Raw genomic sequence first — 24,276 nt, 5'->3', positions numbered from 1 at the left:
CTTCCGCAAGGCCGCCCCCATGAGCATCCAGCCAGAATCGCCCGCCTGTACCGCCGCCACCGCCGCCGTGCGCGCCGGCATCGACCGCGACACCGCCTACGGCGCGGTGACCCCGCCGATCGTGCTGTCGTCGAACTTCAGCTTCGATGGCTTCGGCAACAAGCGCCAGTACGACTACACCCGCAGCGGCAACCCGACACGCGACCTGCTGGCCGAAGCGCTCGCCGAACTGGAAGGCGGCGCCGGCGCGGTGGTCACCGCCACCGGCATGGGCGCGATCACCCTGGTGCTGCATGCGTTGCTGCAGCCGGGCGACAAGCTGGTCGTGCCGCACGACGCGTACGGCGGCAGCTGGCGTTTGTTCAACGCGCTGGCGAAGAAGGGCCACTTCGAACTGATCACCGCCGACCTGACCGATCCGCGTTCGCTGGCCGACGCGCTGGCGCAGTCGCCGGCCGTCGTGCTGGTCGAAACCCCGTCGAACCCGCTGCTGCGCGTCACCGACCTGCGCTTCGTCATCGACGCCGCGCACAAGGCCGGCGCGCTGGCCGTGGTCGACAACACCTTCCTGTCGCCGGCGCTGCAGCGTCCGTTCGAATTCGACGCCGACATCGTGCTGCATTCGACCACCAAGTACATCAACGGCCACAGCGACGTGGTCGGCGGTGCAGTGATCGCGAAGACTCGGGAACACCATGAGCTGCTGACCTGGTGGGGCAACGCGCTGGGCCTGACCGGTTCGCCGTTCGACAGCTTCCTGACCCTGCGCGGCCTGCGCACGCTGGATGCGCGCCTGCGCGTGCACCAGGAGAATGCCACTGCCATCGCAACGCTGCTCGATGGGCACGCGGCGGTGGCGAAGGTGTATTTCCCGGGGCTGGAATCGCATCCGGGTCATGCGCTGGCCGCGCGCCAGCAGAAGGGTTTCGGCGCGATGATCTCGTTCGAACTGGAAGGCGGCGAAGCCGAAGTACGCGCCTTCATCGATGGCCTGCGTTACTTCACCCTGGCCGAATCGCTGGGCGGCGTCGAAAGCCTGGTTGCGCATCCGGCTTCGATGACCCACGCGGCGATGACGGCGGAGGCGCGCGCCAAGGCCGGCATTTCCGACGGCCTGCTGCGCCTGTCGGTGGGCATCGAAGCTGCCGAAGACCTGGTGGCCGACCTGTCTGCCGCGCTGGAACGCGCGCAGGCGGTGGCCGAAGCGTCGAAACGCAAGTTCGCCGACGCATGAGCGCTGTCGTCCGACTCGCGCCGGCGCAGGAGCCCGCGCCGGCGCGCATCGCGTTGTTCGGCACCGGCGTGGTCGGCAGCGCCTTCGTCGCGCGCTACCTGCACCTGCGCGAGCGTGGCGTGCATCTGCCGGATATCGCATGGTTGGCGAATTCGCGCATTGTGCTGGAATGTCGTGATGATCTTGCCGTCATGATTGAACAGGCGCGTGCTTTTTCTCCCCCTTTGCAAAAGGGGGATACAGGGGGATTTGCTTCTCCCGCGGAAATCCCCCCCAGCCCCCCTTTTGCAAAAGGGGGAGTCGAAAAGTGCTTACGTCGTGGCGACATCGTCGTCGACGCCACCGCCAGCGAAACGGTCGCCGGGAAGCATGCGCAATGGCTGGCACGCGGCATCCACGTGGTCACCGCCAACAAGCTGGGCAACGGCGCCGACTGGTCGCGCGCGCAGGCCATCCGCCAGGCTGGCGAAAGCGGCGCGCGCTATGGAGACAGCGCCACGGTCGGCGCGGGGTTGCCGCTGATCCGTTCGATCCGCGAACTGGTCCGCGGCGGCGACCGCATCCATCGGGTCGAAGGCGTGCTGTCGGGCTCGCTGGCGTGGTTGTTCAACCACTACGACGGCATGCGCCCGTTCTCCGGCTTCGTGCGCAAGGCGAAGGAAGCCGGCTACACCGAGCCGGACCCGCGCATCGACCTGTCCGGCGAAGACGTGCGCCGCAAGCTGCTGATCCTGGCCCGCGCCGCCGGCTTGCCGCTGCAGGCGGCGGATATCCGCGTCGATTCGCTGGTGCCGGCGGCGCTGGCGGCGTTGCCGGCCGGGGAAGTCGATGCCCAACTCGATCAACTCGACCTGCCGTTGGGCGAGCGTTTCCGCGAGGCTTATCGCAACGGCGAGAAACTGCGCTTCCTCGGCCGCTTCGACAGCGAGGGCAATGCCAGCGTCGGCCTCGCCACGCTGCCCGCCGACCATCCACTGTGCGGCGGCAGCGGCACCGACAACAAGGTTGCGATCTTTAGCGACCGCTACGACACGAATCCGCTGGTAATCCAGGGGCCGGGTGCAGGCGCAGAGGTCACCGCTGCGGCATTGCTCGATGACGTGCTCGGCATCAATGCGCCACCGTTTCCGTTCGCTATGTAATTGATTCGCTTGAATGTCGGGTATCTGTCGTGTTGCTGTCGTGGTCATGTCACCGTCGCATCGACAAAGATTCCATGGGTATCGACAATATCCAAAGGAATCCAGCAAATGGCATCGGACGTGAAGCTAGACACACGCCTCATTAGGAAATTGCGTGAGGACAAGGGCTGGTCCCAGGAGCATCTTGCCGCGGTCTCTGGGTTGAGCGTTCGTACCATCCAGCGCCTTGAAGCCGAGGGTAATGCGTCCTTGGAGTCCAGGTCCGCCATCACGCTCGCACTCGGCGTCGAACCTTTGGCATTGGATGAAGCCATGAAGTCTCCTGTCGTTGAGTTGCCTCCGACATTGACCGTCGATGTCATCAAGGCGCGGCCTGCTATCGACCTCTTCAAGGTCGCTCAGCTGATTGCGCTCGTGGTCGGGCTCATGATCGCGATGGGCTATGTCGTTGGGAGGGACTTGGCAAAGCGGGATAACCAGATAAACGCTTCGTGCAAGGCCAACCCAGCCGACTGCCGTCGATAGGATCCGGAGATCGCTTAGTGCGGTAGGGCAGGTCAAGACCCGCCCGATGCATGGCTGCTCAACCGTAATGGCATTCCTGCGGCACCTGCTGATCGGGCAGGTAGTCGTCCGGGTCGCGGTCGTCGTACTGCCTGCGCAATTCGGCCAGGCGCTGGCGCAGCTGCGCGAAAGTCGCCGCATGCGCGGGGTCGGTCGCCAGGTTGCGACGCTCGTCGGGATCGTTGGCGAGGTCGTACATCTCGTACTCGCGCGGTTCGCGCCAGAACTCGATCAGCTTCCATCGCGCATTGCGCACGCCCCGGTGCGGGCGTACGCAGTGCACGCCGGGGTATTCGTAATACTCGTACAGGAAGTCCTTGCGCCATTCCGTGGGTTGCCCCTCGACCAGAGGCTTCCAACTGTCGCCTTGCATGGTCGCGGGCACCGGTGCTCCGCCGAGCTCCAGCAGGGTCGGGGCCAGATCGATGTTCAGCGCGAAGTGCGCGTCGTCGAAGCGTCCCTGTTCGATGCCGCCGGGCCAGCGCAGCAGCAGCGGGATGCGGATCGACGGCTCGTACATCAGGCGCTTGTCGAACAGGCCGTGCTCGCCGAGGAAGAAGCCGTTGTCGGTGGTGTAGACCACCAGCGTGTCCTCGGCCAGGCCGGCCTGTTGCAGGTAATCGAGCACGCGGCCGACGTTCTCGTCCACGCCCAGCAGCACGCGGTAGTAGTTGCGCATGAACTGCTGGAAGTTGGTCCGCGCCAGCGCTTCGCCCTGCGGGCCGCCGGGTTTTGCGCCCCGACGGAAGTCGGGCATATCGGCGATCCGCATCATCGTGCCGCGTACCGCTTGCGAACGCGCTTCCAGCGGTTCGTCGAAGCTGGCCGGCAGCGGGATTTCCACGTCCTCGAAACGCTTGCGAAAACGTGGGGCCGGGTTCCAGTCGCGGTGCGGCGCCTTGAACTGGTAGAGCAGGGCGAACGGCCTGTCGCGCGGCGCGTTGCGCAGGAAGTGCAGGGCGTGGTCGCCGATCACGTCGTCGGTATGGCCTTGCTGCGGGCGCCACTGCCCATCGATCCACATCGGCGGGTCGAAGTAGGTGCCCTGGCCCCTGATCATCGCGGTGTAGTCGTAACCCTGCGGCAAAGTGTTGATGTGCCACTTGCCGACCATGCCGGTGTGGTAGCCCTGTGCGCCCAGCAGGATCGGCCAGGTTTGCGCATTGCGCAGCGGCGGTTCGGCAGTGAAGCCGGAATCCTCGCCATTGGTGCGCATGCCGTGGACGTGCGAGTACTGCCCCGTCAGGAAGGTCGCACGGCTGGGCAGGCACAGCGAATTGGTGACGAAGGCCTGGTCGAAGCGCAGGCCTTCGTTGCCGATGCGGTCGAGGTTCGGCGTCTGCAGGATCCGGTTGCCGTACAGGCTCATCGCCGAGCGCGCATGGTCGTCGGTCATGATGAAGACGATGTTCGGGCGGCGCATGGTGCGGTTGCGCACCGCGGCAGGAGCGCAGCCGCCGAACAGCGCGGTCGCCGCGCCTGCGCCCAATCCTTTCAGTAGCGTGCGGCGGTCCGATCTTCGCGGACATGTGGCGTGCTCCACTCGACGAACCCGATCGTTCGCCGGGATCATAGCCGCGCAAGCGTCGCCGTCGTTCGGCGAGGGCCACAGCGAAAGCTCGCCGCGCCCGATCTTTCGATCATCGGTGCGACCGCATGCGGATCAGCACTCGATGACGTTCACCGCCAAGCCGCCGCGGCTGGTTTCCTTGTACTTGTCCTGCATGTCGCGGCCGGTGTCGCGCATGGTCTTGATGACCTTGTCCAGCGAGACCTTGTGCTTGCCGTCGCCGCGCATGGCCATGCGGCTGGCGTTGATCGCCTTGACCGCGCCCATCGCGTTGCGCTCGATGCACGGGATCTGCACCAGTCCGCCGATCGGATCGCAGGTCAGGCCAAGGTTGTGTTCCATGCCGATCTCGGCGGCGTTCTCGATCTGCGAAGGCGTGCCGCCCAGCGCGGCGGTCAGGCCGGCGGCGGCCATCGAGCAGGCCACGCCGACTTCGCCCTGGCAGCCGACTTCCGCGCCGGAAATCGACGCGTTTTCCTTGTACAGGATGCCCACCGCCGCGGCGGTCAGCAGGAAATCGAACACGCGCGCCTCATCGGCGCCGGCGCAGAAGCGGTCGAAGTAATGCATCACCGAAGGAATGATGCCGGCCGCGCCGTTGGTCGGTGCGGTGACCACGCGGCCGCCGGCGGCGTTTTCCTCGTTCACCGCCAACGCGTACAGGTTGACCCAATCCAGGGTGGTCAGCGGGTCGCGCATCGCCGCTTCCGGCTTGCTCGACAGTTCGGCGAAAAGCGCCGGCGCGCGCCGCGCCACGTGCAGGCCGCCGGGCAGGGTGCCTTCCTCGCGGATGCCGCGGGCGACGCAGCTCTGCATCGCCGCCCAGATTTCGCGCAGGCCGGCGCGGATGTCGTCTTCGCTGCGCCAGGACTTTTCGTTCTCGAACATCAGCGCGGCGATGCTCAGGCCGCTGCGCTGGCACTGCGCCAGCAATTCGTCGCCGGTCTTGAACGGATACGGCAGCGGCGTGGTGTCGGCGACGATGCGGTCTTCGGCCGCATCGTCCTGGTTGACCACGAAGCCGCCGCCGACCGAGTAGTAGTCGCGCGTGGCGATGACTTCGTCGTTGGCGTCGTAGGCGGTGAAGCGCATGCCGTTGGTGTGATAGGGCAGCTTCTGCCGCTTGTTCATCAGCAGGTCGCGCTTCTCGTCGAAGGCGACGGCGTGGGTGCCGCCCAGCGTGATGCGCTTCTCGCCGCGGATGCGTTCCAGCGCCGGCGGGATGATGTCGGGATCGATCAGGTTGGGCAGGTGCCCTTCCAGGCCCATCAGCACGGCCTTGTCGGTGCCATGGCCGCGCCCGGTCAGGGCCAGCGAGCCGAATACCTCGGCGCGGATGCGGGCGACGTCGCCGAGGCGGCCGGGTTCTTCCAGCCAGCGCGAAACGAAGCGCGCCGCGGCGCGCATCGGGCCGACGGTGTGGGAGGAGCTCGGACCGATGCCGATCTTGAACAGGTCGAAGGTGCTGACTGACATTCGCGTATTCTACGGCCCCTCGTTGCCGGCACGTCCCGCAACGCAACGATACGGCTGCGAACCTTGGCCCTGATCCTTTACCAGCGCGACGATTGCCACCTCTGCGACCAGGCCCTGGCCATGCTGGCCGCGGCGCGCGCGCCCGACTTCGACAGCGTGTTCATCGACGATGACAACGTGCTGGAAGCGCGCTACGGCGTCCGCGTGCCGGTGTTGCGGGAGACGGTCAGCGGCGCGGAGCTGGACTGGCCGTTCGACGCGGCGAAGCTGGCGGACTTCCTCAGCCGCCGGGTTTAGCACCGGCGGGCGGGGCGGTTTTGGGCCGGAACACCGTGTATTGCGCCGAAAGCAGTTTCCAGCCGTCCGCGTCGCGCCGCGCGGTCAAGCCGACGGTCATCGAACGCGATTGCTCCTTCATGGTCATCGTGGCGCGCGTGCTGATCACCGCGAAATCGCCGTGCAGGCGCACCGCGTAAGGTTCGAACTGCATCGGCGGCGCGTCGACCTTCTGGTCGGGCCTGTAGAACGACAGCACCTTGTCGTGCTCGTCGACTTCGCCGAGCGGGCTGATCTCGACGAATTGCGGATCCACCACGGCTTTCAGCGCATCCAGGTCGAACTGCGCCTCGGCACGGAAGTAGCGTTGTGCGGCTTCCTCGGGACTGCTTGCGCCGTCGCCGGCGAACGCGACGCATGGCAGGCCCGCAACCAGCGCGGCGAGGAAGAACGGCAGGAAGCGGAGCGGCATGGCGGATTTCCCGGAACGGAACGATGCACGCAGTGTCCGCGTCCGCTCCGGGCCCGCATGGGCTGGAAGTCACGCGGCGCGCATTCCCGCCGGTCCGGCACAACGCGGGCGCTTATTTCGCCTTGAACACGACCTTGGTGCTGATCGCCACTTCGTTCGGAAGGCTGCTGGTATCGGTCCAGTCGCCGCCGCCGACGCCGAAGTCGAGGCGCTTGACCGTCGCCTTGCCGGCCAGCACCGGCTGTGCGCCGGGCGTCCAGGTGAAGGTCAAGGTGACCGGCTTGGTCACGCCGCGCAGGGTCAGGTTGCCATCGGCGGCGTACTGGTTGCCGCCGAGCGAACGGAACTTGGTCGCGGTGTAGCGGGCCTGGGCGAACTTGGCCACGTCGAAGAAGTCGGCCGACTGCAGGGTGGAATCGCGGTCTTCGTTGCCGGTCTTGGTGCCGGCCAGGCCGATGGTCACGTCCAGCTTGGACGCGGCCAGCTTGGCCGGATCGAAGCTCAGCGTGGTGCTGAAGCTGCCGAAGCGACCGCTGAACACCTCGCCGTCGTACTTGCTGGCGAAGGCGAGGGTGGAGCCGGGCGCCTGCACGTAATCGGCGGCGCGGGCGGACGATGCCATCATCGCGACCAGGGCGGCGGCGGTCAGGGCGGGGCTGGTGAATTTAGACGACATGGCTGCGGTCCTCGGGGGCAAGGGTTTCGTCGGTGGGGGATTTCAGCCAGCTGCGCGGCAACATGCGCGCCAGCGTGGCGTCGTGCTGGAACAGGTGGTGGTAGAGCGCTGCGCCGGCATGCGCCGCGACCAGCGCGATCAACAGCCAGAAACCCCATTCGTGCAATTCGTGGGTCAAGGCCTTCAGCGCATCGTCCGGCGCCACCAGCTTGGGCATGGCGAACAGGCCGAAGAACTTGAACGGGCGCAGGCCGCTGGCCGAGTCGTACAGCCAGCCGCTCAACGGGATGCCCAGGGCCAATGCATACAGCAGGAAATGGGTCAGCGAGGCGGCGGCATGCTGCCAGCCCGGCGTGCCGGCGACCGGCTTCGGTGCGCCCGCGTACACGCGCCAGCCCAGCCGCACCAGCATCAACGCCAGCACGGTGATGCCGAACGACTTGTGCATCGTGTAGACCCAGAAATATTTCGGGGTCTTGGGCAATTCGTCCATGATCAGGCCGACCACGCCCAGGCCGAGGATCAGCACCACGATCAACCAGTGCAGGCTCTGGCTGACGGTACCCCAGCGGTCGTCGGTGTTCTTCAGGGTCATTGGGCGGGCTCTTGGGTGGAAGTGGAAGAAGGCGGGACGATGGGCGGCGCGTCGTCGTCGGGTTCGGCGTCGCCGCGCTTGCGCACGGCTTCGGCCTCGATGCGCAGTTCGACGCTGTCGCCGATCACCGACTTCCACGCGTCGATGCCGAATTCCGCGCGGCTGATCGTCGCCGTGGCGGAAAAGCCGGCGGTGCGGCGGAACGGCGGCAGCGGATGGCGCTTCAGCGCGTTGAGGGTCACGTCGAGTTTCACCGGTTTGGCCACGCCGTGCAGGGTCAGGGTTCCATACACAGAGGCGCGATCCGGGCCGTTGGGTTCGACCCGGGTCGAAACGAAGGTCGCGGTGGGGTAGCGCTTCGCATCCAGCAGGTTGCCGGCGAGCGCGGCGCGGTTCCAGTCGGCATCGCCCAGGTCGGCGCGCTCCAGCGGCACGCTGACCTCGAGCCGGGCCGTGGTCCAGTCGTCCGGGTCGAAGCGCAGGGTGCCGGTGCTGCCGGATACGGTGCCGATGGCCTGCGAGAAACCGGCATGGCTGACCGCGAAGGCCACCCGGGTGTGCACCGGGTCGAGCGCGTAGGTGGCCGTCGCCGCGAAAACGGCCGGCGACGCGAACAGCAGCAAGGCGGAGGCAAGGATGCGCATGTCCGGGATTCTAGGCGGACTGGCTGAAGCCCCGCTGCTTGCACGCGCAACAGTCCATTGCGAGGATGCCCGGCACGGCGGGACAGGGAGGACCGGCAATGGCGGACGCGGGAGGTAACAGGTGCGGCTGAACTGGCGGGCCTGGTTGGCGCTGGCATGCATGGCATGGCTGGCGGCCCCGGCGCGCGCCGGCCTGCCGGAAACCCCGCGCGTACGCCAACTGACCGTCGCCGACGGCCTGCCTTCCAATGCGGTTTGGGACGTCGCCGAAGACGCCGACGGCTACCTGTGGTTGGCCACGGGCGACGGACTGGCCCGCTACGACGGAATCGATTTCAAGGTCTGGCGCATCGGCCAGGGCCTAAGCGCGAACGTGGTGCAGAGCATCGCCATCGACCGCGGCAACCGGGTGCTGGCCGGCACGCTCGGCCAGGGTCTGGCGATCTTCGACGCCGAACGCAAAGGCTTCCGCTATCTGAACCGTCGCACCCAGCCGGCGCTGGACGGCGACAGCGTGTGGACGGTGACCAGCACCGCCAATGGCGACATCTGGTTCGGCGTGGAAAAGGCGGGCCTGTACCGGCTGGCGGCGAACGGCCGCCTCGACCATTACCTGCCGCGCGCCGGCGATCCGCGCAGCCTGCCCAGCACGATGGTGACTTCGCTGCACGTGGCGCCGGACGGCACGTTGTGGATCGGCACCGACCGCGGCGTGGCGCGCTGGACCGGGCGCGATTTCGCGCGCGTGCCCGATGCGGCGCTGGTCCACCCCTACGTGACCCGCCTGTATGCCGACCGCAGCAATGCGTTGTGGATCGGCACGATCATGGGCGGAAGCCTGTATCGCGCCGATGGCGGCTACCTGCGCGAACCCTGGGTGGTCGAAGGCGGCATGGTGATCTACGGCACCCTGCTGCAGGACCGGCAGGGCACTTATTGGCTGGATGCGTTCGAAGGCCTGTATCGCGCCGAAGAAGACGTGGTCTGGCACGTGCCGCTGTACAGCGCGGTGATCCAGGGAACGACCAAGCCGCAGTTCACCGACGCGATGGAGGACGCCGAGGGCGGACTGTGGTTTTCCAGCTCGGATTCCGGCCTGTGGTACCTGACGCCTGACTGGCGCCAGTTCTCGGTGCTGACCAAGCGCGCGGACAAGCCCGACTCGCTGGGCAATCCGCAGGTCTACCAGTTGGCGCCGTCGCGCAGCGGCGCGATCTGGGCGGTCGGCACCAGCGGCACGCTCGACGAGATCGATCCGGAAACCGGTGCGGTCGTGCACCGCGTCGAGAACATCGGTCCCGGCACCATCGCCAGCTCGGTGTTCGAGGATCGCGACGGCTTGGTCTGGGTCGGCACGCCGGGCGGCGTGACCCGCTACGACCCGGCCACGCGCGCACAACGGCGCTGGCGCGCCGGCGACGCGCGCGACGCGGCGCTGAGCGACGACGTGACCTACATCGCCCAGGACGCCGCCGGACTGATCTGGACGGCCAACCTGCGCGGCGACCTGCAGGCACGTCGGCCCGACGATAGCGGCGTGGTCGAACAGCTCCCGCTCGGCGACGCCCGCGGCGTGGGCCCGGGCGAACAGTTGCATTTCCTCGGCGCCGGTCCCGGCTCGGCGGTGTGGTTGGCCGACAGCCGCGGGGTGCGTGCCTGGAATGCGCGCGAACGACGCTTCACCGGCGTGCCCGGGTTGCCGGAAGAGGCGGTGACCGCGTTCGCCTTCGACGAAAACGGCGATGTCTGGCTCGCCGGCCTGGGCTACGTCGAACAATACCGGCGCGCCGGCGCGCAATGGCGGTTGCAGCGCCGCCTCGATGCGAAGCAGGGAATGCCGCAGATCGAATTCAGTGGCGTGGTGGTCGACCGCCGCGGGGTCCTGTGGCTGTCGTCGGCGCGCGGACTGCTGCGGTTGGATCCGGCCAGCCGTTCGCTGCGCCTGTACGGCGTTCGCGATGGCCTGCCGGGCCAGGAAATCATCGCACCCCCGATCCTGCGCCCGCAGGACGGCCGGATCATCGCCAGCGCCGCGCATGGCCTGGTGATCTTCGATCCGCTGGCCTTGCGCCCGTCGCGCGAACCGCCGCGGCTCAACGTGGAATCGATCGGCGTACAGTCCGCCGACGGTCCGCGCCTGCTGCCGGTCCGCGGCGGCTTCCACTTGGCGCCCGGCGATCGCGACCTGCGCGTGGTCGCCCACCTCGAGTCGTTCAAGAACGCCGCCAGCCATCGCTATCGCTTCCGCCTGTCCGGCGTCGATGCGGATTGGGCCGAAGTCGGCGCGAGCGGCGAACGCATATACACCCAGTTGCCGCCCGGCAATTACCGCCTGGAAATCGTCGGCGCCACCGCCGACAACGTGTGGTCGAAGCCGCAGGTGCTGCAGTTCGTCGTCGATCCCGCGTGGTGGCAGACCTGGTGGGCGCGCGGCGCGGCGATCGCGCTGGTCGTGCTCAGCCTGTTCCTCGCCGCCGCCAGTTACCGTCGACGCCTGCGCAGGCGCAACGCATGGCAGTTGACCGTGCACAAGCGCGAGCTGGCCGAACAGGCTTCGCTGGCCAAGACCCGCTTCCTCGCCACTCTCGGCCATGAAGTGCGCACGCCGATGACCGGCGTGCTGGGCATGAGCGAACTCCTGCTGGCGACGCCGCTGGACGAACGCCAGCGCGGCTACACCACCGCGATCCAGAGCGCCGGCAAGCACCTGCTGCGCCTGGTCAACGACGCGCTGGACCTGGCCAGGATCGAGGCGGGGAAACTCGACCTGGACGAACAGGCGTTCGACCCGCGCGCGCTGTTCGCCGAGCTGACCGCGCTGTGCGAACCGATCGCGCGACAACGCGGGCTGTCCTTCGCCGCGACCGTGGATGCGGGCGTGCCTGCCGCCCTGCGCGGCGATCCGCTGCGGGTGCGGCAGATCCTGCTCAACCTGCTCAACAACGCATTGAAGTTCACCGAGCAGGGCGGCGTGAGCCTGCACGCCAGGCCGCGCGACGGCGGCGTGCGCTTCAGCGTCGACGACACCGGGCCGGGCATCAGCGTGGCGCAGCAGGAGCGCTTGTTCCAGCGCTTCGAACAAGCCGAAGGCGCCCGCACCCGGGCGCGTTACGGCGGCAGTGGCCTGGGCCTGGCCATCTGCCAGGAACTGGCGCTGGCGATGGGCGGCCGCATTGCCGTGGAAAGCGCGCCGGGCGCGGGCACGCGCTTCCATGTCGACCTGCCATTGCCGCCCGCGGCGCCGGTCTTGGCGGATGCGCCCGTGGTGTCGCCCGTGCCGCATCGCGAGCTCGACCTGTTGTTGGTCGAAGACGATCCGACCGTGGCCGAGGTCATCGCTGGCCTGCTGCGCGCACGCGGCCATCGCGTGCAGCACGTGGCCCACGGCCTGGCCGCGCTGGCCGAAGTCGCGGTTCAGCGCTTCGACCTGGCCGTGCTCGATCTGGATCTGCCGGGGCTTGATGGCCTCGCCTTGGCCCGGCAACTGCGCGCGCAGGGATTTGCCGCGCCATTGCTCGCGGTCACCGCGCGCGCCGACGGCGAGGCCGAGCCGCTGGCCAGGGAGGCGGGTTTCGATGGTTTCCTGCGCAAGCCGGTGACCGGCGACATGTTGGCCGAGGCGATCGGAGCATTGCTCGATCCGCAGTCGTAGCCGCCTTTCGTAGAGTCGAGCTTGCTCGACTGCTTTGCCTTTCGGCGGCGGAGAGCAGAACAGTCGAGCAAGCCCGACTCTACGAAAGCGGATTGATGAATGTGGGAGCGGCCAAGGCCGTTCCCACAAGGAATCGTCAGCGCTGGCTCAGTTCGTGCACCGCATCGACCAGCACTGCGACGTGGTCGGGATTCATGTCGGGCGACATGCCATGGCCCAGGTTGAACACGTGGCCATCGCGCGAGCCGCCGTTGCCGGCGGCATAGCTGTCCAGCGCCTGCTTCGCCTGCGCACGGATCGCGTCGGGCGAGCCGTACAGCGTCGCCGGATCCAGGTTGCCCTGCAGCGCGACCTTGCCGCCGGTGCGGCGCGCGGCTTCGCCCAGCTCGACCAGCCAGTCCACGCCGATGCCTTCGGCGCCGCTGTCGGCGAGTTCTTCCAGGTACGGCGCATTGCCCTTGCCGAACAGGATCAACGGCGCGCGTTCATCGCCTTCTCCACGTTGCAGTTCGCGCGCGATGCGCTGCAGGTAGGGCAGGGAGAATTCGCGGTACATCGCCGGCGACAAGACGCCACCCCAGGTGTCGAATACCTGCAGCGCCTGCGCGCCGGCCGCGCGCTGCGCCGACAGGTAGGCGACCACCGCATCGGTGTTGACCGACAGCAGCCTGTGCAGCGTGGCCGGGTCGTTCAGCGCCATCGCCTTGATCTTCGAATAGTTGTCGCTGCCGCCGCCTTCGACCATGTAGCAGGCCAGCGTCCACGGACTGCCGGAGAAACCGATCAGTGGAACCTTGCCGTCCAGCTCGCGGCGGATCAGCCGCACCGCGTCCATCACGTAGCGCAGCCCGGTTTCCATGTCCGGCACGGCGAGTTTTTCCGCGTCGGCCATCGTGCGCACGGTGCGTTCGAACTTGGGGCCTTCGCCTTCGACGAAGTACAGGCCCAGGCCCATCGCGTCGGGCACGGTGAGGATGTCGGAGAACAGGATCGCGGCGTCCAGGTCGAAGCGGCGCAGGGGCTGCAGGGTGATCTCGCAGGCGATCTCGGGGTTCTTGGCCATGCCGAGGAAACTGCCGGCCTTGGCGCGGGTTTCGCGGTATTCCGGCAGGTAGCGCCCGGCCTGGCGCATCAGCCACACGGGCGTGCAGTCGGTGGGCTGGCGGCGGAGGGCGCGGAGGAAGCGGTCGTTCTTCAGTGCGGTGGGAGACATTTTGTTCCGGAAAGTTGGTCTGTCGTTCCGAGCCGAAGGCGAGGAATCTGTTTTGCTTTGCCGCGGGCAAAAAGCAGATCCCTCACTGCGTTCGGGATGACATTCGGGTAAGGATCAGCCTTTCGGCGCTTCCGCGCCCTGCACGAACATCTGCTGGAAGCCGCGCTTGATGTGCCCGTCGCGCGCCTTTTCGAATGCCGCCGTGGCCTCGTCCTGCAGCAGGTACTGCTCGCGCTTGAGTTGGGCACGGCCGCCGAGCTGGCCGGTTTCGCGCAGCAACTCCCAGCCGCCGAACAGGTCGGGCTGCAGGGTTAGCTGGACGTAGCGGGGGGCTTCGCCCGCGTTGGGACGTTGCTGCAGGAAGACGCGCATGGGGCGAATTGTAGCGGTTCAAGCCCCTCTCCCGGCGGGAGGGGTTGGGGGTGAGGGTACGGCGGAGCGGGACTGCCGAAGCTTGCAAGGAACGCATTGGAGCCCGTTGGCGGCTCCCTGAAAGTCGATTTCCGCCGCTTGGCCGCACCCTCATCCGGCGCTTCGCGTCACCTTCTCCCGAGGCGAGAAGGGAGGAGCGCTCAGTCGGCCAACACCTTCAACACCGCGGCTTCGTCCACGTCCGGCACCACCTCGGCCAGCCCCGCGCCGCGCCACAGCACCAGGCGCAGGCGGCCGGCGACGTTCTTCTTGTCCAGGCGCATCCGCGCCAACAGGGCTTCCGGCGCGAGGCCGGCGGGAATGCGGGTCGGCAGGCCGTAGGCGTCCAGCAGGGCGGCAAGGCGCTCCGCGTCTCCGGCCGGGGCCAAGCCCAGGTCGGTCGACAGCCGCGCCGCCAGCACCATGCCGACCGCCACCGCCTCGCCGTGGTTGAGGTTGTCGTTGCCCATGCCGCCGTAACCCTGTTCGGCCTCGATGGCGTGGCCGAAGGTGTGGCCGAGGTTGAGCAGGGCGCGCTCGCCTTTCTCCAGCGGATCGCGGGCGACGATCTCGGCCTTGTGCTCGCAACTGGCGGCGATGGCCAGCGCCAGCGCTTCGTCGTCGCCGGCCAGCAGCGCTTCGCGTTCCTGTTCCAGCCATTGCAGGAAACGCGGGTCGCGGATCGCGCCGTACTTGATCACCTCGGCCAATCCCGCGCGCAACTCGCGCGGTGGCAGGCTGCGCAGGGCAGAAGTGTCGGCGAACACCGCTCGCGGCGGATGGAACGCGCCGACCAGGTTCTTGCCCAGCGGGATGTCCACCGCGGTCTTGCCGCCGACCGACGAGTCGACCATCGACAGCAGGGTGGTCGGCAGTTGCACGCAATCGACCCCGCGCATCCAGCACGCGGCGGCGAAACCGGCCAGGTCGCCAACCACGCCGCCGCCGAGCGCGAACACGCAGGCGTCGCGGGTCGCGCCGAGCTCGGCCAGTGCGTCGATGGCCTTGCCGAAGTGGGCCAGGGTCTTCGATTCCTCGCCGGCCGGCAGGATGCAGGTGCCGATCAGCAGTTCCGGCCGCGCCGCATGCAGCGCCTCGCGCACGCGTCCCGCGTACAGCGGGGCGACGTTGGAATCGCTGACCAGCAACACGTGGCGGCCGCGCACGTGCGCGGCCAGAGCGGCGCCATCGGTCAGCAGATCGGGGCCGATGGCGATGCGGTACGGCGTGTCGCCACCCACTTCCACAAAGCGGGTCACGACTATTTCGGGGGAAGCAGAAGGATTCATGGCGTATTCGCGGTGGGAATGGCGCCGCGCTGCCAGTGCACGGCCAGTCGTTCGATCAGTTCGGTGGTGGCGCGGCCCGGGCTGAGGCCTTCGGTGTCGTGGTGCAGGTCGGCGACCTCGGCGTACAGCGGTTCGCGCACCGCGGCCAATTCGCGCAGCGTGCGCTCGCGGTCGGGACGTTGCAGCAGCGGACGGTTGCGGTCGTGGCCGACGCGGCGCAACTGGCCTTCGACGCTGACGTGCAGGTGCACGACGAAGCCGCGTTCGCGCATCAGCCTGCGGTTTTCCGCGCCCAACACCGCACCGCCGCCGGTCGACACCACTTGCCCGTCGCCGGTCAACGCACTGGCCAGGGCGGCGTGCTCGCGTTCGCGGAAGCCGGCTTCGCCGACGTGTTCGAACAGGGTCGGGATGTCCGCGCCCGCACGTTCCACCACCAACTGGTCCACGTCGACGAAGTGCAGGCCCAGCCGATCGGCCAGGCGACGGCCGATGGAGGTCTTGCCGGCGCCCATCGGGCCGACCAGGATCAGGTTGGGAGCGGACTGCATGGGCGAATGATGCCAGCACTCCATGGCGGGCGCTTAACGGCCGCCGGACTAGGCTGCCGGTTCCCGCGGCCCAGCTGCCTTCAACGGAAGGAAAACGACATGTCCGTCGCCAAGATCATCGAAGTCAATGCATCGTCCAAGACCAGCATGGAAGACGCGGTCAAGGCCGGCCTGAAGAAGACCGCCGAGACGGTGAAGAACATCCAGGGCGCATGGGTCAACGAGATCAAGGTCGTCACCGACGCCAACGGCGCGGTCCAGGAATGGCGGGTGAACCTGAAGATCACCTTCATCGTCGATTGATGGCGTAGGAGCGCTCTTGGGCGCGACCGTCGCTCGGACGCCGGTGAAATTCGAGGATCCCGAATCTTTCGGTCGCGCCCAGGGGCGCTCCTACGAAAGCGGTCGGCGTTCGGCGTCCAGCGGAATCGTTTCATCGGCAATCGCCGGCAGGGTGCGCAGCGCCTGCCGGCTGACCCGTTCGAAATGCTGGATGAAGCGTTCGACCTGCGTGCGATCCATCGCCGGCCTTGATGGATCGCTGGCCTGGAGGGCCTGTTCCTGCTGCCAGCGCCATTCCGATACCACTTCGAAACCGGGAGGCTGCAGGAACCACAGCGCGTCGATCCGTGCCCACAACGCCGGATAGTCGCGGGCGAGTGCGGTATTGCACCAGCGCCGCCAGGTGCCTTCGCTGTCTTCGACGCGCTCCAGCGCATTGACCGGCTCGCCCAGCGCGGCTTCTTCCTCCGCTGGCGTCGCCAAAAACCAGCCTTCGAAGATCGTCAGGTCGACCGGCTCGTCGACCCGTTGCCATTGCGATTCCGGCAACCGGTCGTCAGCCAGCTTGTCGAAGCGCGGCAAGCCGACGGACGCGCCGGCGCGCAGCTTATCCAGCACATGCAAGGCCAGCGCCACGTCATGCGTACCGGGCGGGCCACGCGTGGCCAGCAATGGGTGCACATCTCGGGCGAGTTGCCGGCGCTGCGCATGGGTCAGGTAGAAGTCGTCGATCGATAGGGCCGCGATGCGCAACCCCTGCGCCTGCGCCAGCGCGGCGATCTGCGCGGCCAGGGTCGACTTGCCGGTGCCTTGCAGGCCGCAGATCGCGAATACCGGTGGCCGGCCCGACGCCGCGGCCAACGCGGCCTCCAATGCGCCGGCGACGAAGGGAGCGGAAAACCCGGAAGTCCCGGCGGACGATGGCGGCGAAGGCGGCATCGCGCGACAATAGCACTGCCATGACCGACCTCTACACCGAAGCACTCGCCACCTTCGCCCAACTGTTCGAGGAAGCGAAGCACAGCCGCGAACCCGAAGCCAACGCGATGACCGTCGCCACCGCGACCCGCGATGGCCATCCATCCGCGCGCACCGTGCTTCTGAAGGCGTTCGACGAGCGCGGCTTCGTGTTCTACACCCACGTCGGCAGCCAGAAAGGCCATGAACTGGCGGAAAACCCGCGCGCCGCGCTGCTGTTCCTGTGGCGCACGCTGCGCGAGGCCGGCATCCAGGTGCGCATCGAAGGCGCGGTAGAAGCGGTCGAGGCGGCCGAGGCCGATGCCTATTTCGCCTCGCGTCCGCGCCCGAGCCAGATCGGCGCCTGGGCCTCGCACCAGTCCGAGACGCTGGCCTCGCGGGAAGAATTCGAACAGCGCATCGCCGAAACCGAGGCGCGCTTCGACGGCCAGCCGGTGCCGCGCCCGCCGGGCTGGAATGGCTATCGCGTGGTGCCGCAGGCGTTCGAGTTCTGGTACGGCGTGCAATTCCGCCTGCACGAGCGCTGGCGTTACGAACGCGGTGCCGATGGCGCGTGGTCGAAGCGCATGCTGTTCCCCTGACCGTCCGCATGCGTCTGGTTCCGGTCTATCGCATCACGGTGTTCGTACCGCCCGCGCATCTCGAAGGCCTGCAACGCGGCATCTGCGCGATCGATTCGTTGCGGCAGGGCGATTACGAACAAGGCATGTGGATTTCGGCGCCGGGCCTTGAGCAGTTCCGTCCCTTGCCGGGCGCACAACCGTCGCAAGGCCGGGTCGGCGAGCTGGAGCAGGTGGAAACCGTGCGCCTCGAACTGTGCATCCCGCGCGATCCGGCACGGCTGCAGCGGCTGATCGAGCAGGGCATCCGCCCGCACCATCCCTGGGACGTGCCGGCGATCTTCGTCGACGAATCTTCGTTTGCATTGCCATGAAGGGTCCGCGGCGCATCGTCTGCCTGACTGAAGAACCGACCGAGACGCTGTACGCGCTGGGCGAAGCGGATCGCATCGTCGGCATCAGCGGTTTCACCGTGCGGCCGCCGCAGGCGCGCAAGGAGAAGCCGAAGGTCAGCGCGTTCACCAGCGCCAAGATCGACGAGATCCTGAAGCTGAAGCCGGATTTCGCCATCGGCTTCTCCGACATCCAGGCCGACATCGCCGCCGAACTGGTGCGGCGGGGCGTCGAAGTGTGGATCGCCAACCACCGCAGCGTCGATGGCATCCTCGATTACATCCGCCGCCTCGGCGCACTGGTCGGCGCGGCGGAGAAGGCGAAGGCCTATGCCGACGGATTGCGCCGTGGCCTGGAACGCATCGAGCGCGATGCGGCGGCACTGGCGCGGCGTCCGCGCGTGTATTTCGAGGAATGGGACGAGCCGGCGATCAGCGGCATCCAGTGGGTCGCCGAACTGGTGCGCATCGCGGGTGGCGACGACATCTTCCCCGAACTGGCCTGCGAGCCCTTGGCGAAGCAGCGCATTCTTGCCGACAACGCCGAAGTGGTGCGGCGCGCGCCGGAGCTCATCCTGGGTTCGTGGTGCGGCAAGAAGTTCCGTCCCGACAAGGTCGCCGCGCGTCCGGGCTGGGACGCGATCCCGGCGGTCCGCGACGGCGAGCTGCACGAGATCAAGTCGCCGTTGATCCTGCAGCCGGGGCCGGCGGCATTGGGTGATGGTGTCCAAGAAATCGCACGGATCGTGCGCGAGTGGAATCAGCGCCATTCGTAAGCTGGGTTGGCGTCAGAACTCGCGCTGGAAGCCGACCGTCTCGCGCCGACCCTGCGCTTCGATGGAAACCTCGATGCGGTAATGGTTGCGCGGACTGATCGCGAAAGTGCCGATGTGGTCGACGTAGCTGTCGCCGATCTTCACCGGCTTCAGCGCGATGGGGGTGCGTTCGCCCTGCAGGTCGACGGCCGTGGCCCGTGCCTGTCCTTCGATGCCCGTCTCTTCGCCGTCGTGCAACTGGCGCAGGCCGACCGTGACCAGGGCCAGACCGGCGTCGCGCGGCACGCCATAGCGTTTGGCCATCTGCTCGTTCAAGCTTTGCGTCGGCAACGCGTTGTAGCGCACGCGCAGCGTGCCGAAATCGGTATAGGCCGGTTCCGTCGCGACCGGGGCGACGACGCGAGGCGCTTCGCCGGCGGAGCAGGCGGCCAGCAGCAACGTCGCGGGGAACAGCAGTCTGCGGATCATGGCGGGCCTCAATCGTTCGCGGCGGACAACTGGCGGCCGCGCTTGGTGGCCGCGGCGATGGCCGCATCGACCAGCGCCTCGAATCCGCCGGCCTGGAAGGTTTCAACTGCCGCTTGCGTGGTGCCGTTGGGCGAGGTGACGCGACGACGCAGTTCGGCAGGCGCCTCGCCGGCTTCGGTCAGCATGCGAGCGGCACCCAGTATCGTCTGCAACACCAGGGCGCGCGCGGTGTCGGCAGGAAGGCCCTGTTTTTGTGCAGAGGCTTCCATCGCCTCGGCCAGCAGGAATATGTAGGCCGGGCCGCTGCCGGACACGGCGGTGACCGCGTCCATCAGTCCCTCGTCGTCGATCCATACGGTCTTGCCGGCGGCGGCGAGCAGGCGTTCGGAAGCATCACGACCGGCGGCATCGACGCGCGCGTTGGCGAACAACGCGGTGATGCCGGCGCCGAGCAGGGCCGGTGTATTGGGCATCGTGCGCACGACGGCGACGTCGCCGCCCAGCCAGCGGTCCAGTTGCGCGGCGGTGATGCCGGCGGCGATGGACACGACCAGCGGTTGTCGCGATTGGGCAGCCGCGGCCAGCGATTCGCACACGCCGCGCATCACCTGCGGTTTAACCGCGAACACCCAGGTACCGGCTTCGGCAACTTGCGCAGCTTCGGTGTGGACCTGCACGCCGAAGTCGCGCGCCAACGCATCGCGCAATTCGGCGACCGGCTCGGCGACGAGAATATCGCCAGGCCGCATGCCGGTGGCGACGAGGCCGCCGATCAGGCTGCGGGCCATGTTGCCGCCGCCGATGAAGGCGATGGAGGGGCTTGTCGTCATGTACGCTCTCTCAAGGTCTGGAAGGTCTGGCGCCGAACAGCGCGGTGCCGATGCGAACCATGGTCGCGCCTTCGGCGATGGCCAGTTCGAAATCGTCGCTCATGCCCATCGACAGGGTGTCGGCCCGCGGATGGCGGGCGGCCAAGGCATCGAACAGCGCCTTCATTCGCCTGAATGCGGGGCGTCGCAGTTCGACGTCGGCATGCGGGGTCGGAATCGCCATCAGCCCGCGCAGCACCAGCGACGACTCGGCGGCGATGGCGTCGGCGAGCGCATCGACTTCGTCCGGATGGCAACCGGCCTTGCTGGCTTCGTCGTCCACGTTCACCTGGATCAGCACGTTCAACGGCGGTCGCGCGGCATCGCGGTGTTTTGCCAACGCGGTCACAAGTTTGGTGCGGTCGACGGTCTGTATCCAGTCGAACAGGCGCGCGGCCACGTCGGCCTTGTTCGATTGCAGGTGTCCGATCAGGTGCCACTCGAGCCCCAGCGAGGCGGTTTCGGCGGTTTTCGCCGCGGCTTCCTGCACGTAGTTCTCGCCGAAAGCGAGCTGTCCCTGCGCCGCCAGCGCGGCCACGGCGGCCGCCGGCTGCAGTTTGGAGACGGCCAGCAGGCGCGGCATTGGCCGATCGCATGCGCGGGCGGCGTTTTCGATACGTCGCAGCGTCGAAGCCAGGGCGGAGGGCAAGATCGGGTCCATTGCGCGGGGGAAGACGGGGTTTATACTGCCGTGCAAGGGGTTTTCGTTCCAGTTGCGGCTTTCAAGGGGGAACACCGCGTGGATATCGCCGAACTACTGGCCTTCTCGGTCAAGAACAAGGCATCGGACCTGCACCTGTCGGCGGGTCTGCCGCCGCTGATTCGCGTCGATGGCGACGTGCGCCGGGTCAACGTGCCCGCGTTGGACCACAAGCAGGTCCACGCGATGGTCTACGACATCATGTCGGACAAGCAGCGCCGCGACTACGAGGAATTCCTCGAGGTCGACTTCTCGTTCGAGATCCCGTCGCTGGCCCGCTTCCGCGTCAACGCGTTCAACCAGAACCGCGGCGCCGGCGCGGTGTTCCGCACCATTCCCTCGGACGTACTGAGCCTGGACGACCTGGGCTGCCCGCCGGTCTTCCGCGACCTGATCGCGCAGCCGCAGGGGCTGATCCTGGTGACCGGCCCGACCGGTTCGGGCAAGTCGACCACGCTGGCGGCGATGATCGACCACATCAACAAGAACGAATACGCGCACATCCTCAGCATCGAGGACCCGATCGAATTCGTACACACCTCGCAGAAGTGCCTGATCAACCAGCGCGAGGTGCACCGCGATACCCATGGCTTCAACGAAGCGCTGCGTTCGGCGCTGCGCGAGGACCCCGACTACATCCTGGTCGGCGAATTGCGCGACCTGGAAACCATCCGCCTGGCGCTGACCGCGGCCGAAACCGGCCACCTGGTGTTCGCCACCGTGCATACCTCGTCGGCGGCGAAGACCATCGACCGCGTGATCGACGTGTTCCCGGCCGGCGAGAAGCCGATGGTCCGTTCGATGCTGTCCGAATCGCTGCGCGCGGTGATTTCGCAGTCGCTGCTGAAGAAGGTCGGCGGCGGTCGCACCGCGGCGTGGGAGATCATGGTCGGCATCCCGGCCATCCGCAACCTGATCCGCGAAGACAAGGTCGCGCAGATGTATTCGGCGATCCAGACCGGCCAGCAGTACGGCATGATGACCCTGGACCAGCACCTGCAGGAACTGGTCAAGCGCGGGCTGATCACCCGTCCGAGCGCCAGGGAATACGCCAAGGACAAGCGGCTGTTCGAATAAGGCCGGCCCGCCAGCCGCCGGCCCATTGATTCGCCCGCGTCCGCCACGGCCGCGGGCACCGGAGCAAAGCCATGAGCGAACACGACTTCACTTCCTACCTCAAGCTGATGGCGCACCAGAAGGCCTCGGACCTGTTCATCACGTCCGGCATGCCGCCGTCGATGAAGGTCCACGGGCGCCTGTCGCCGATCACCCAGGAGCCGCTGACGCCGCAGCAGAGCCGCGACATGGTGCTGAACGTGATGACCCCGTCGCAGCGCGAGGAATTCGAGAAGACCCACGAGTGCAACTTCGCCATCGGCCTGGCCGGGGTGGGGCGGTTCCGCGTCAGCTGCTTCTACCAGCGCAACCAGGTCGGCATGGTGCTGCGCCGGATCGAGACCCACATCCCGACGGTCGAAGAGCTGAACCTGCCGCCGATCATCAATACGCTCGCGATGACCAAGCGCGGCATCATCATCTTCGTCGGCGCCACCGGCACCGGCAAGTCGACTTCGCTGGCCGCGATGATCGGCTACCGCAACCGCAATTCGACCGGGCACATCATCACCATCGAGGACCCGATCGAATTCGTGCACCAGCACGCCGGCTGCATCATCACCCAGCGCGAGGTCGGCATCGACACCGACAGCTGGGAGAACGCGCTGAAGAACACCCTGCGCCAGGCGCCAGACGTGATCATGATCGGCGAGGTGCGTACCCGCGAGGGCATGGACCACGCCATCGCCTTCGCCGAAACCGGCCATCTGGTGCTGTGCACCCTGCACGCCAACAACGCCAACCAGGCGATGGACCGCATCATCAACTTCTTCCCGGAAGACCGCCGCACCCAGTTGCTGATGGACCTGTCGCTCAACATCAAGGGCGTGGTCGCGCAGCAGCTGGTGCCCACGCCGGACGGCAAGGGCCGGCGCGTGGCGATGGAGATCCTGCTGGGCACCCCGCTGGTGCAGGACTACATCCGCGACGGCGAGATCCACAAGCTCAAGGAAGTGATGAAGGAATCGACGCAGCTGGGCATGCGCACCTTCGACCAGAGCCTGTTCGAGCTGTACCAGGCCGGCGAGATCAGCTACGAAGACGCGCTGCGCTACGCCGACTCGCAGAACGAGGTGCGGCTGAAGATCAAACTGTCGCAGGGCGGCGACGCCAAGACCCTGGCCAAGGGCCTGGATGGGGTGGAAGTGGCCGAAGTGCGCTGAACAGGCGCCATCCTCTTCGTCGCATAGGAGAAACCCCGCGCAGCGTCGCGGGGTTTTTCGTTTCATGGACGATGCTCGCGGACCAGGGGGATGCGAGTACGGCGCAATGCCGCCGGCCGGCTCCGGCCCGGCTAGAATGACCGCATGGACGAGCACCTGACCAGCCAGTTGCTGATCGCGCTGCCCGCGCTGGACGATCCCAATTTCGCCCGCAGCGTGGCGCTGATCTGCCAGCACGACGAACAGGGCGCGATGGGCATCGTGGTCAATCGCGCGTCCGACTTCACCCTGGGCGAGGTGATGGAGCAGATGCGGCTCACCCCGCGCGACGGGCGCCTGCGCGGCCGCGCGGTGCTTTATGGCGGGCCGGTCCACCCGGAGCGGGGCTTCGTCCTGCACGATGGCGCGCGCGAATGGGAGTCCAGCCTGGCCGTCGGCCGAAACCTGTACCTGACCACTTCCCGCGACGTGCTCGAGGCGATGGCCGAAGGCGAGGGACCGCAACGCGCGATCGTCGTGCTGGGTTGCGCCGGCTGGGGCGCAGGCCAGCTGGAATACGAACTGGGCGAGAACAGCTGGCTGACCGCGCCGGCCGACAACGAACTGTTGTTCGCGATGCCGCTGGAACAGCGCTGGCAGGCCGCCGGCGGACGCATCGGCGTGGACATGAGCCGGCTCACCGATTACAGCGGGCATGCCTGAGGCCGCGCCGATGAAGCTGGACGGCACCGTGCTTGGCTTCGACGTCGGTTCGCGCCGCATCGGCGTGGCCGTCGGCAGTGCGTTCTCCAGCCAGGCGCGTGCGCTGGCGGTGGTCGACGTGCACGGCAACCAGCCGGACTGGCCGGAAATCGATCGACTGCGCGAGGAATGGCGACCGGACGGCCTGGTGGTCGGCGACCCGATGACGCTGGAAGGCGACGACCAGCCGATCCGCCAGCGTGCGCAGGCGTTCGCCAAGCAATTGCAGGTGCGTTACGGCCTGCCGGTGGTGATGGTCGACGAGCGTTCCAGTTCGGTCGAGGCCGCGCAGCGTTTCGCGCTGGATCGCGCCGAAGGACGCAAGCGGCGTCGCGACGCGGCCGCACTGGACGCGGTGGCGGCGGCGGTAATCATCGAACGCTGGCTGGCCGCGCCGCAGGATGCGCGGCAGGTTTGATTTTCCCTTCTCCCGCCGGGAGAAGGAGAGAATTCTTTTTTTCAGGAG

At 67.5% G+C, this 24,276-nt stretch carries 27 protein-coding genes; 13 read left to right on the top strand and 14 right to left on the bottom strand.

Annotated elements, in window-relative coordinates; all coding sequences use genetic code 11:
- The first annotated feature begins 19 nt into the window (after positions 1 to 19).
- The 3 genes from J5837_RS01355 (at position 20) to J5837_RS01345 (ending at position 2,901) form a co-directional block, all read left to right on the top strand.
- Positions 20 to 1,234, top strand: coding sequence for an O-succinylhomoserine (thiol)-lyase (locus J5837_RS01355; protein ID WP_210534924.1), 1,215 nt, complete (start codon positions 20 to 22; stop codon positions 1,232 to 1,234).
- A complete protein-coding gene (locus J5837_RS01350) occupies positions 1,231 to 2,376 on the top strand; it encodes a homoserine dehydrogenase family protein (RefSeq protein ID WP_210534923.1) in 1,146 nt (381 codons plus the stop codon). The genes J5837_RS01355 and J5837_RS01350 overlap by 4 nt, the downstream gene beginning before the upstream one ends.
- Positions 2,377 to 2,484: 108 nt before the next feature.
- A complete protein-coding gene (locus tag J5837_RS01345) occupies positions 2,485 to 2,901 on the top strand; it encodes a helix-turn-helix domain-containing protein (RefSeq protein ID WP_210534922.1) in 417 nt (138 codons plus the stop codon).
- A 58-nt stretch (positions 2,902 to 2,959) separates the two neighbouring features.
- Here the strand turns inward: J5837_RS01345 and J5837_RS01340 are convergent, their stop codons facing one another.
- Both J5837_RS01340 and J5837_RS01335 read right to left on the bottom strand, forming a co-directional pair.
- Positions 2,960 to 4,429 (bottom strand): sulfatase family protein, encoded by a 1,470-nt coding sequence (locus J5837_RS01340; RefSeq protein WP_210534921.1) that lies wholly within the window; start codon positions 4,427 to 4,429, stop codon positions 2,960 to 2,962.
- 174 nt (positions 4,430 to 4,603) lie between these two features.
- A complete protein-coding gene (locus J5837_RS01335; protein WP_210534920.1) occupies positions 4,604 to 5,986 on the bottom strand; it encodes an L-serine ammonia-lyase in 1,383 nt (460 codons plus the stop codon).
- Between the two features lie 63 nt (positions 5,987 to 6,049).
- Between J5837_RS01335 and J5837_RS01330 the strand changes: the two genes are divergently transcribed.
- Positions 6,050 to 6,283: a glutaredoxin family protein gene (locus tag J5837_RS01330; RefSeq protein WP_210534919.1), complete on the top strand. Its 234-nt coding sequence runs from the start codon at positions 6,050 to 6,052 to the stop codon at positions 6,281 to 6,283.
- Here J5837_RS01330 and J5837_RS01325 read toward each other — a convergent pair.
- The 4 genes from J5837_RS01325 to J5837_RS01310 form a co-directional block, all read right to left on the bottom strand.
- Positions 6,267 to 6,734, bottom strand: coding sequence for a nuclear transport factor 2 family protein (locus J5837_RS01325; RefSeq protein ID WP_210534918.1), 468 nt, complete (start codon positions 6,732 to 6,734; stop codon positions 6,267 to 6,269). The genes J5837_RS01330 and J5837_RS01325 overlap by 17 nt on opposite strands.
- 112 nt (positions 6,735 to 6,846) lie before the next feature.
- Positions 6,847 to 7,410: a YceI family protein gene (locus J5837_RS01320; protein WP_210534917.1), complete on the bottom strand. Its 564-nt coding sequence runs from the start codon at positions 7,408 to 7,410 to the stop codon at positions 6,847 to 6,849.
- Positions 7,400 to 8,005 carry a cytochrome b gene (locus J5837_RS01315; protein WP_210534916.1) on the bottom strand — a complete coding sequence of 202 codons (606 nt, stop codon included), beginning with the start codon at positions 8,003 to 8,005 and terminating at the stop codon, positions 7,400 to 7,402. The genes J5837_RS01320 and J5837_RS01315 overlap by 11 nt, the downstream gene beginning before the upstream one ends.
- A complete protein-coding gene (locus J5837_RS01310; RefSeq protein ID WP_210534915.1) occupies positions 8,002 to 8,649 on the bottom strand; it encodes a YceI family protein in 648 nt (215 codons plus the stop codon). The genes J5837_RS01315 and J5837_RS01310 overlap by 4 nt, the downstream gene beginning before the upstream one ends.
- 121 nt (positions 8,650 to 8,770) lie before the next feature.
- Between J5837_RS01310 and J5837_RS01305 the strand changes: the two genes are divergently transcribed.
- Complete coding sequence (locus J5837_RS01305) at positions 8,771 to 12,301, top strand: ligand-binding sensor domain-containing protein (protein ID WP_342345488.1); 3,531 nt, start codon at positions 8,771 to 8,773, stop codon at positions 12,299 to 12,301.
- A gap of 136 nt (positions 12,302 to 12,437) precedes the next feature.
- On the opposite strand, the gene hemE is transcribed toward J5837_RS01305, so the two are convergent.
- The 4 genes from hemE to J5837_RS01285 all read right to left on the bottom strand — a co-directional run bounded on the left by hemE (position 12,438) and on the right by J5837_RS01285 (position 15,765).
- Entirely contained in the window at positions 12,438 to 13,514 is a 1,077-nt protein-coding gene (hemE, locus tag J5837_RS01300; RefSeq protein ID WP_210534914.1) for a uroporphyrinogen decarboxylase, read from the bottom strand.
- Between the two features lie 114 nt (positions 13,515 to 13,628).
- Entirely contained in the window at positions 13,629 to 13,886 is a 258-nt protein-coding gene (locus J5837_RS01295; RefSeq protein WP_210534913.1) for a WGR domain-containing protein, read from the bottom strand.
- A 200-nt stretch (positions 13,887 to 14,086) separates the two neighbouring features.
- A complete protein-coding gene (gene aroB, locus J5837_RS01290) occupies positions 14,087 to 15,214 on the bottom strand; it encodes a 3-dehydroquinate synthase (protein ID WP_210534912.1) in 1,128 nt (375 codons plus the stop codon).
- Complete coding sequence (locus J5837_RS01285; protein ID WP_210534911.1) at positions 15,211 to 15,765, bottom strand: shikimate kinase; 555 nt, start codon at positions 15,763 to 15,765, stop codon at positions 15,211 to 15,213. Before J5837_RS01285 ends, aroB begins: the two co-directional genes overlap by 4 nt.
- 99 nt (positions 15,766 to 15,864) lie before the next feature.
- Here J5837_RS01285 and J5837_RS01280 point away from each other — a divergent pair, with 99 nt between their 5' ends.
- The gene (locus tag J5837_RS01280; protein ID WP_210534910.1) at positions 15,865 to 16,068 is read left to right on the top strand and encodes a dodecin family protein; all 204 of its coding nucleotides are present in this window, start codon (positions 15,865 to 15,867) and stop codon (positions 16,066 to 16,068) included.
- A gap of 90 nt (positions 16,069 to 16,158) precedes the next feature.
- On the opposite strand, the gene J5837_RS01275 is transcribed toward J5837_RS01280, so the two are convergent.
- Positions 16,159 to 16,986: a kinase gene (locus J5837_RS01275; protein WP_244755499.1), complete on the bottom strand. Its 828-nt coding sequence runs from the start codon at positions 16,984 to 16,986 to the stop codon at positions 16,159 to 16,161.
- A 20-nt stretch (positions 16,987 to 17,006) separates the two neighbouring features.
- Between J5837_RS01275 and pdxH the strand changes: the two genes are divergently transcribed.
- Genes pdxH through J5837_RS01260 form a run of 3 tightly spaced genes read left to right on the top strand, consistent with a single transcriptional unit; the run spans position 17,007 to position 18,753 of the window.
- Positions 17,007 to 17,606, top strand: a complete 600-nt coding sequence (gene pdxH / locus J5837_RS01270; RefSeq protein WP_244755496.1) for a pyridoxamine 5'-phosphate oxidase — start codon at positions 17,007 to 17,009, stop codon at positions 17,604 to 17,606.
- 8 nt (positions 17,607 to 17,614) lie between these two features.
- The gene (locus J5837_RS01265; RefSeq protein ID WP_210534908.1) at positions 17,615 to 17,959 is read left to right on the top strand and encodes a YqfO family protein; all 345 of its coding nucleotides are present in this window, start codon (positions 17,615 to 17,617) and stop codon (positions 17,957 to 17,959) included.
- A complete protein-coding gene (locus tag J5837_RS01260; protein WP_210534907.1) occupies positions 17,956 to 18,753 on the top strand; it encodes a cobalamin-binding protein in 798 nt (265 codons plus the stop codon). The genes J5837_RS01265 and J5837_RS01260 overlap by 4 nt, the downstream gene beginning before the upstream one ends.
- 12 nt (positions 18,754 to 18,765) lie before the next feature.
- Here J5837_RS01260 and J5837_RS01255 read toward each other — a convergent pair whose 3' ends face one another.
- From J5837_RS01255 to J5837_RS01245, 3 genes are read right to left on the bottom strand one after another with little or no spacing between them, the layout of a single operon-like run.
- On the bottom strand, positions 18,766 to 19,221 hold the full coding sequence (locus J5837_RS01255) for a DUF4426 domain-containing protein (RefSeq protein WP_210534906.1): 456 nt from the start codon (positions 19,219 to 19,221) through the stop codon (positions 18,766 to 18,768).
- An 8-nt stretch (positions 19,222 to 19,229) separates the two neighbouring features.
- Positions 19,230 to 20,051, bottom strand: a complete 822-nt coding sequence (proC, locus tag J5837_RS01250; RefSeq protein ID WP_210534905.1) for a pyrroline-5-carboxylate reductase — start codon at positions 20,049 to 20,051, stop codon at positions 19,230 to 19,232.
- 10 nt (positions 20,052 to 20,061) lie between these two features.
- Positions 20,062 to 20,751, bottom strand: coding sequence for a YggS family pyridoxal phosphate-dependent enzyme (locus J5837_RS01245; protein WP_210534904.1), 690 nt, complete (start codon positions 20,749 to 20,751; stop codon positions 20,062 to 20,064).
- A gap of 78 nt (positions 20,752 to 20,829) precedes the next feature.
- Here J5837_RS01245 and J5837_RS01240 point away from each other — a divergent pair, with 78 nt between their 5' ends.
- From J5837_RS01240 to ruvX, 4 genes are all read left to right on the top strand, one after another.
- Positions 20,830 to 21,867, top strand: a complete 1,038-nt coding sequence (locus tag J5837_RS01240; RefSeq protein WP_210534903.1) for a type IV pilus twitching motility protein PilT — start codon at positions 20,830 to 20,832, stop codon at positions 21,865 to 21,867.
- A gap of 71 nt (positions 21,868 to 21,938) precedes the next feature.
- Positions 21,939 to 23,069, top strand: coding sequence for a PilT/PilU family type 4a pilus ATPase (locus J5837_RS01235; protein ID WP_210534902.1), 1,131 nt, complete (start codon positions 21,939 to 21,941; stop codon positions 23,067 to 23,069).
- A gap of 144 nt (positions 23,070 to 23,213) precedes the next feature.
- Positions 23,214 to 23,771 carry a YqgE/AlgH family protein gene (locus J5837_RS01230; RefSeq protein ID WP_210534901.1) on the top strand — a complete coding sequence of 186 codons (558 nt, stop codon included), beginning with the start codon at positions 23,214 to 23,216 and terminating at the stop codon, positions 23,769 to 23,771.
- Entirely contained in the window at positions 23,764 to 24,228 is a 465-nt protein-coding gene (gene ruvX, locus J5837_RS01225; protein WP_210534900.1) for a Holliday junction resolvase RuvX, read from the top strand. Before J5837_RS01230 ends, ruvX begins: the two co-directional genes overlap by 8 nt.
- Positions 24,229 to 24,276 lie beyond the last annotated feature (48 nt).

It is taken from the genome of Pseudoxanthomonas helianthi (assembly GCF_017939625.1).
GTDB lineage: Bacteria > Pseudomonadota > Gammaproteobacteria > Xanthomonadales > Xanthomonadaceae > Pseudoxanthomonas_A > Pseudoxanthomonas_A helianthi.
The sequence above is the reverse complement of the archived record's forward strand: the minus strand, read 5'-3'. Positions and strand labels throughout refer to the sequence as shown.

Excerpts from the sequence above, each read along its gene's own strand:
- J5837_RS01355 (WP_210534924.1), top strand. The coding sequence starts at position 20 with ATGAGCATCCAGCCAGAATCGCCCGCCTGTACCGCCGCCACCGCCGCC.
- J5837_RS01350 (WP_210534923.1), top strand. The coding sequence starts at position 1,231 with ATGAGCGCTGTCGTCCGACTCGCGCCGGCGCAGGAGCCCGCGCCGGCG.
- J5837_RS01345 (WP_210534922.1), top strand. The coding sequence starts at position 2,485 with ATGGCATCGGACGTGAAGCTAGACACACGCCTCATTAGGAAATTGCGT.
- J5837_RS01335 (WP_210534920.1), bottom strand. The coding sequence starts at position 5,986 with ATGTCAGTCAGCACCTTCGACCTGTTCAAGATCGGCATCGGTCCGAGC.
- J5837_RS01325 (WP_210534918.1), bottom strand. The coding sequence starts at position 6,734 with ATGCCGCTCCGCTTCCTGCCGTTCTTCCTCGCCGCGCTGGTTGCGGGC.
- J5837_RS01320 (WP_210534917.1), bottom strand. The coding sequence starts at position 7,410 with ATGTCGTCTAAATTCACCAGCCCCGCCCTGACCGCCGCCGCCCTGGTC.
- J5837_RS01315 (WP_210534916.1), bottom strand. The coding sequence starts at position 8,005 with ATGACCCTGAAGAACACCGACGACCGCTGGGGTACCGTCAGCCAGAGC.
- J5837_RS01310 (WP_210534915.1), bottom strand. The coding sequence starts at position 8,649 with ATGCGCATCCTTGCCTCCGCCTTGCTGCTGTTCGCGTCGCCGGCCGTT.
- hemE (WP_210534914.1), bottom strand. The coding sequence starts at position 13,514 with ATGTCTCCCACCGCACTGAAGAACGACCGCTTCCTCCGCGCCCTCCGC.
- J5837_RS01295 (WP_210534913.1), bottom strand. The coding sequence starts at position 13,886 with ATGCGCGTCTTCCTGCAGCAACGTCCCAACGCGGGCGAAGCCCCCCGC.
- aroB (WP_210534912.1), bottom strand. The coding sequence starts at position 15,214 with ATGAATCCTTCTGCTTCCCCCGAAATAGTCGTGACCCGCTTTGTGGAA.
- J5837_RS01285 (WP_210534911.1), bottom strand. The coding sequence starts at position 15,765 with ATGCAGTCCGCTCCCAACCTGATCCTGGTCGGCCCGATGGGCGCCGGC.
- J5837_RS01280 (WP_210534910.1), top strand. The coding sequence starts at position 15,865 with ATGTCCGTCGCCAAGATCATCGAAGTCAATGCATCGTCCAAGACCAGC.
- J5837_RS01275 (WP_244755499.1), bottom strand. The coding sequence starts at position 16,986 with ATGCCGCCTTCGCCGCCATCGTCCGCCGGGACTTCCGGGTTTTCCGCT.
- pdxH (WP_244755496.1), top strand. The coding sequence starts at position 17,007 with ATGACCGACCTCTACACCGAAGCACTCGCCACCTTCGCCCAACTGTTC.
- J5837_RS01265 (WP_210534908.1), top strand. The coding sequence starts at position 17,615 with ATGCGTCTGGTTCCGGTCTATCGCATCACGGTGTTCGTACCGCCCGCG.
- J5837_RS01260 (WP_210534907.1), top strand. The coding sequence starts at position 17,956 with ATGAAGGGTCCGCGGCGCATCGTCTGCCTGACTGAAGAACCGACCGAG.
- J5837_RS01255 (WP_210534906.1), bottom strand. The coding sequence starts at position 19,221 with ATGATCCGCAGACTGCTGTTCCCCGCGACGTTGCTGCTGGCCGCCTGC.
- proC (WP_210534905.1), bottom strand. The coding sequence starts at position 20,051 with ATGACGACAAGCCCCTCCATCGCCTTCATCGGCGGCGGCAACATGGCC.
- J5837_RS01245 (WP_210534904.1), bottom strand. The coding sequence starts at position 20,751 with ATGGACCCGATCTTGCCCTCCGCCCTGGCTTCGACGCTGCGACGTATC.
- J5837_RS01235 (WP_210534902.1), top strand. The coding sequence starts at position 21,939 with ATGAGCGAACACGACTTCACTTCCTACCTCAAGCTGATGGCGCACCAG.
- J5837_RS01230 (WP_210534901.1), top strand. The coding sequence starts at position 23,214 with ATGGACGAGCACCTGACCAGCCAGTTGCTGATCGCGCTGCCCGCGCTG.
- ruvX (WP_210534900.1), top strand. The coding sequence starts at position 23,764 with ATGCCTGAGGCCGCGCCGATGAAGCTGGACGGCACCGTGCTTGGCTTC.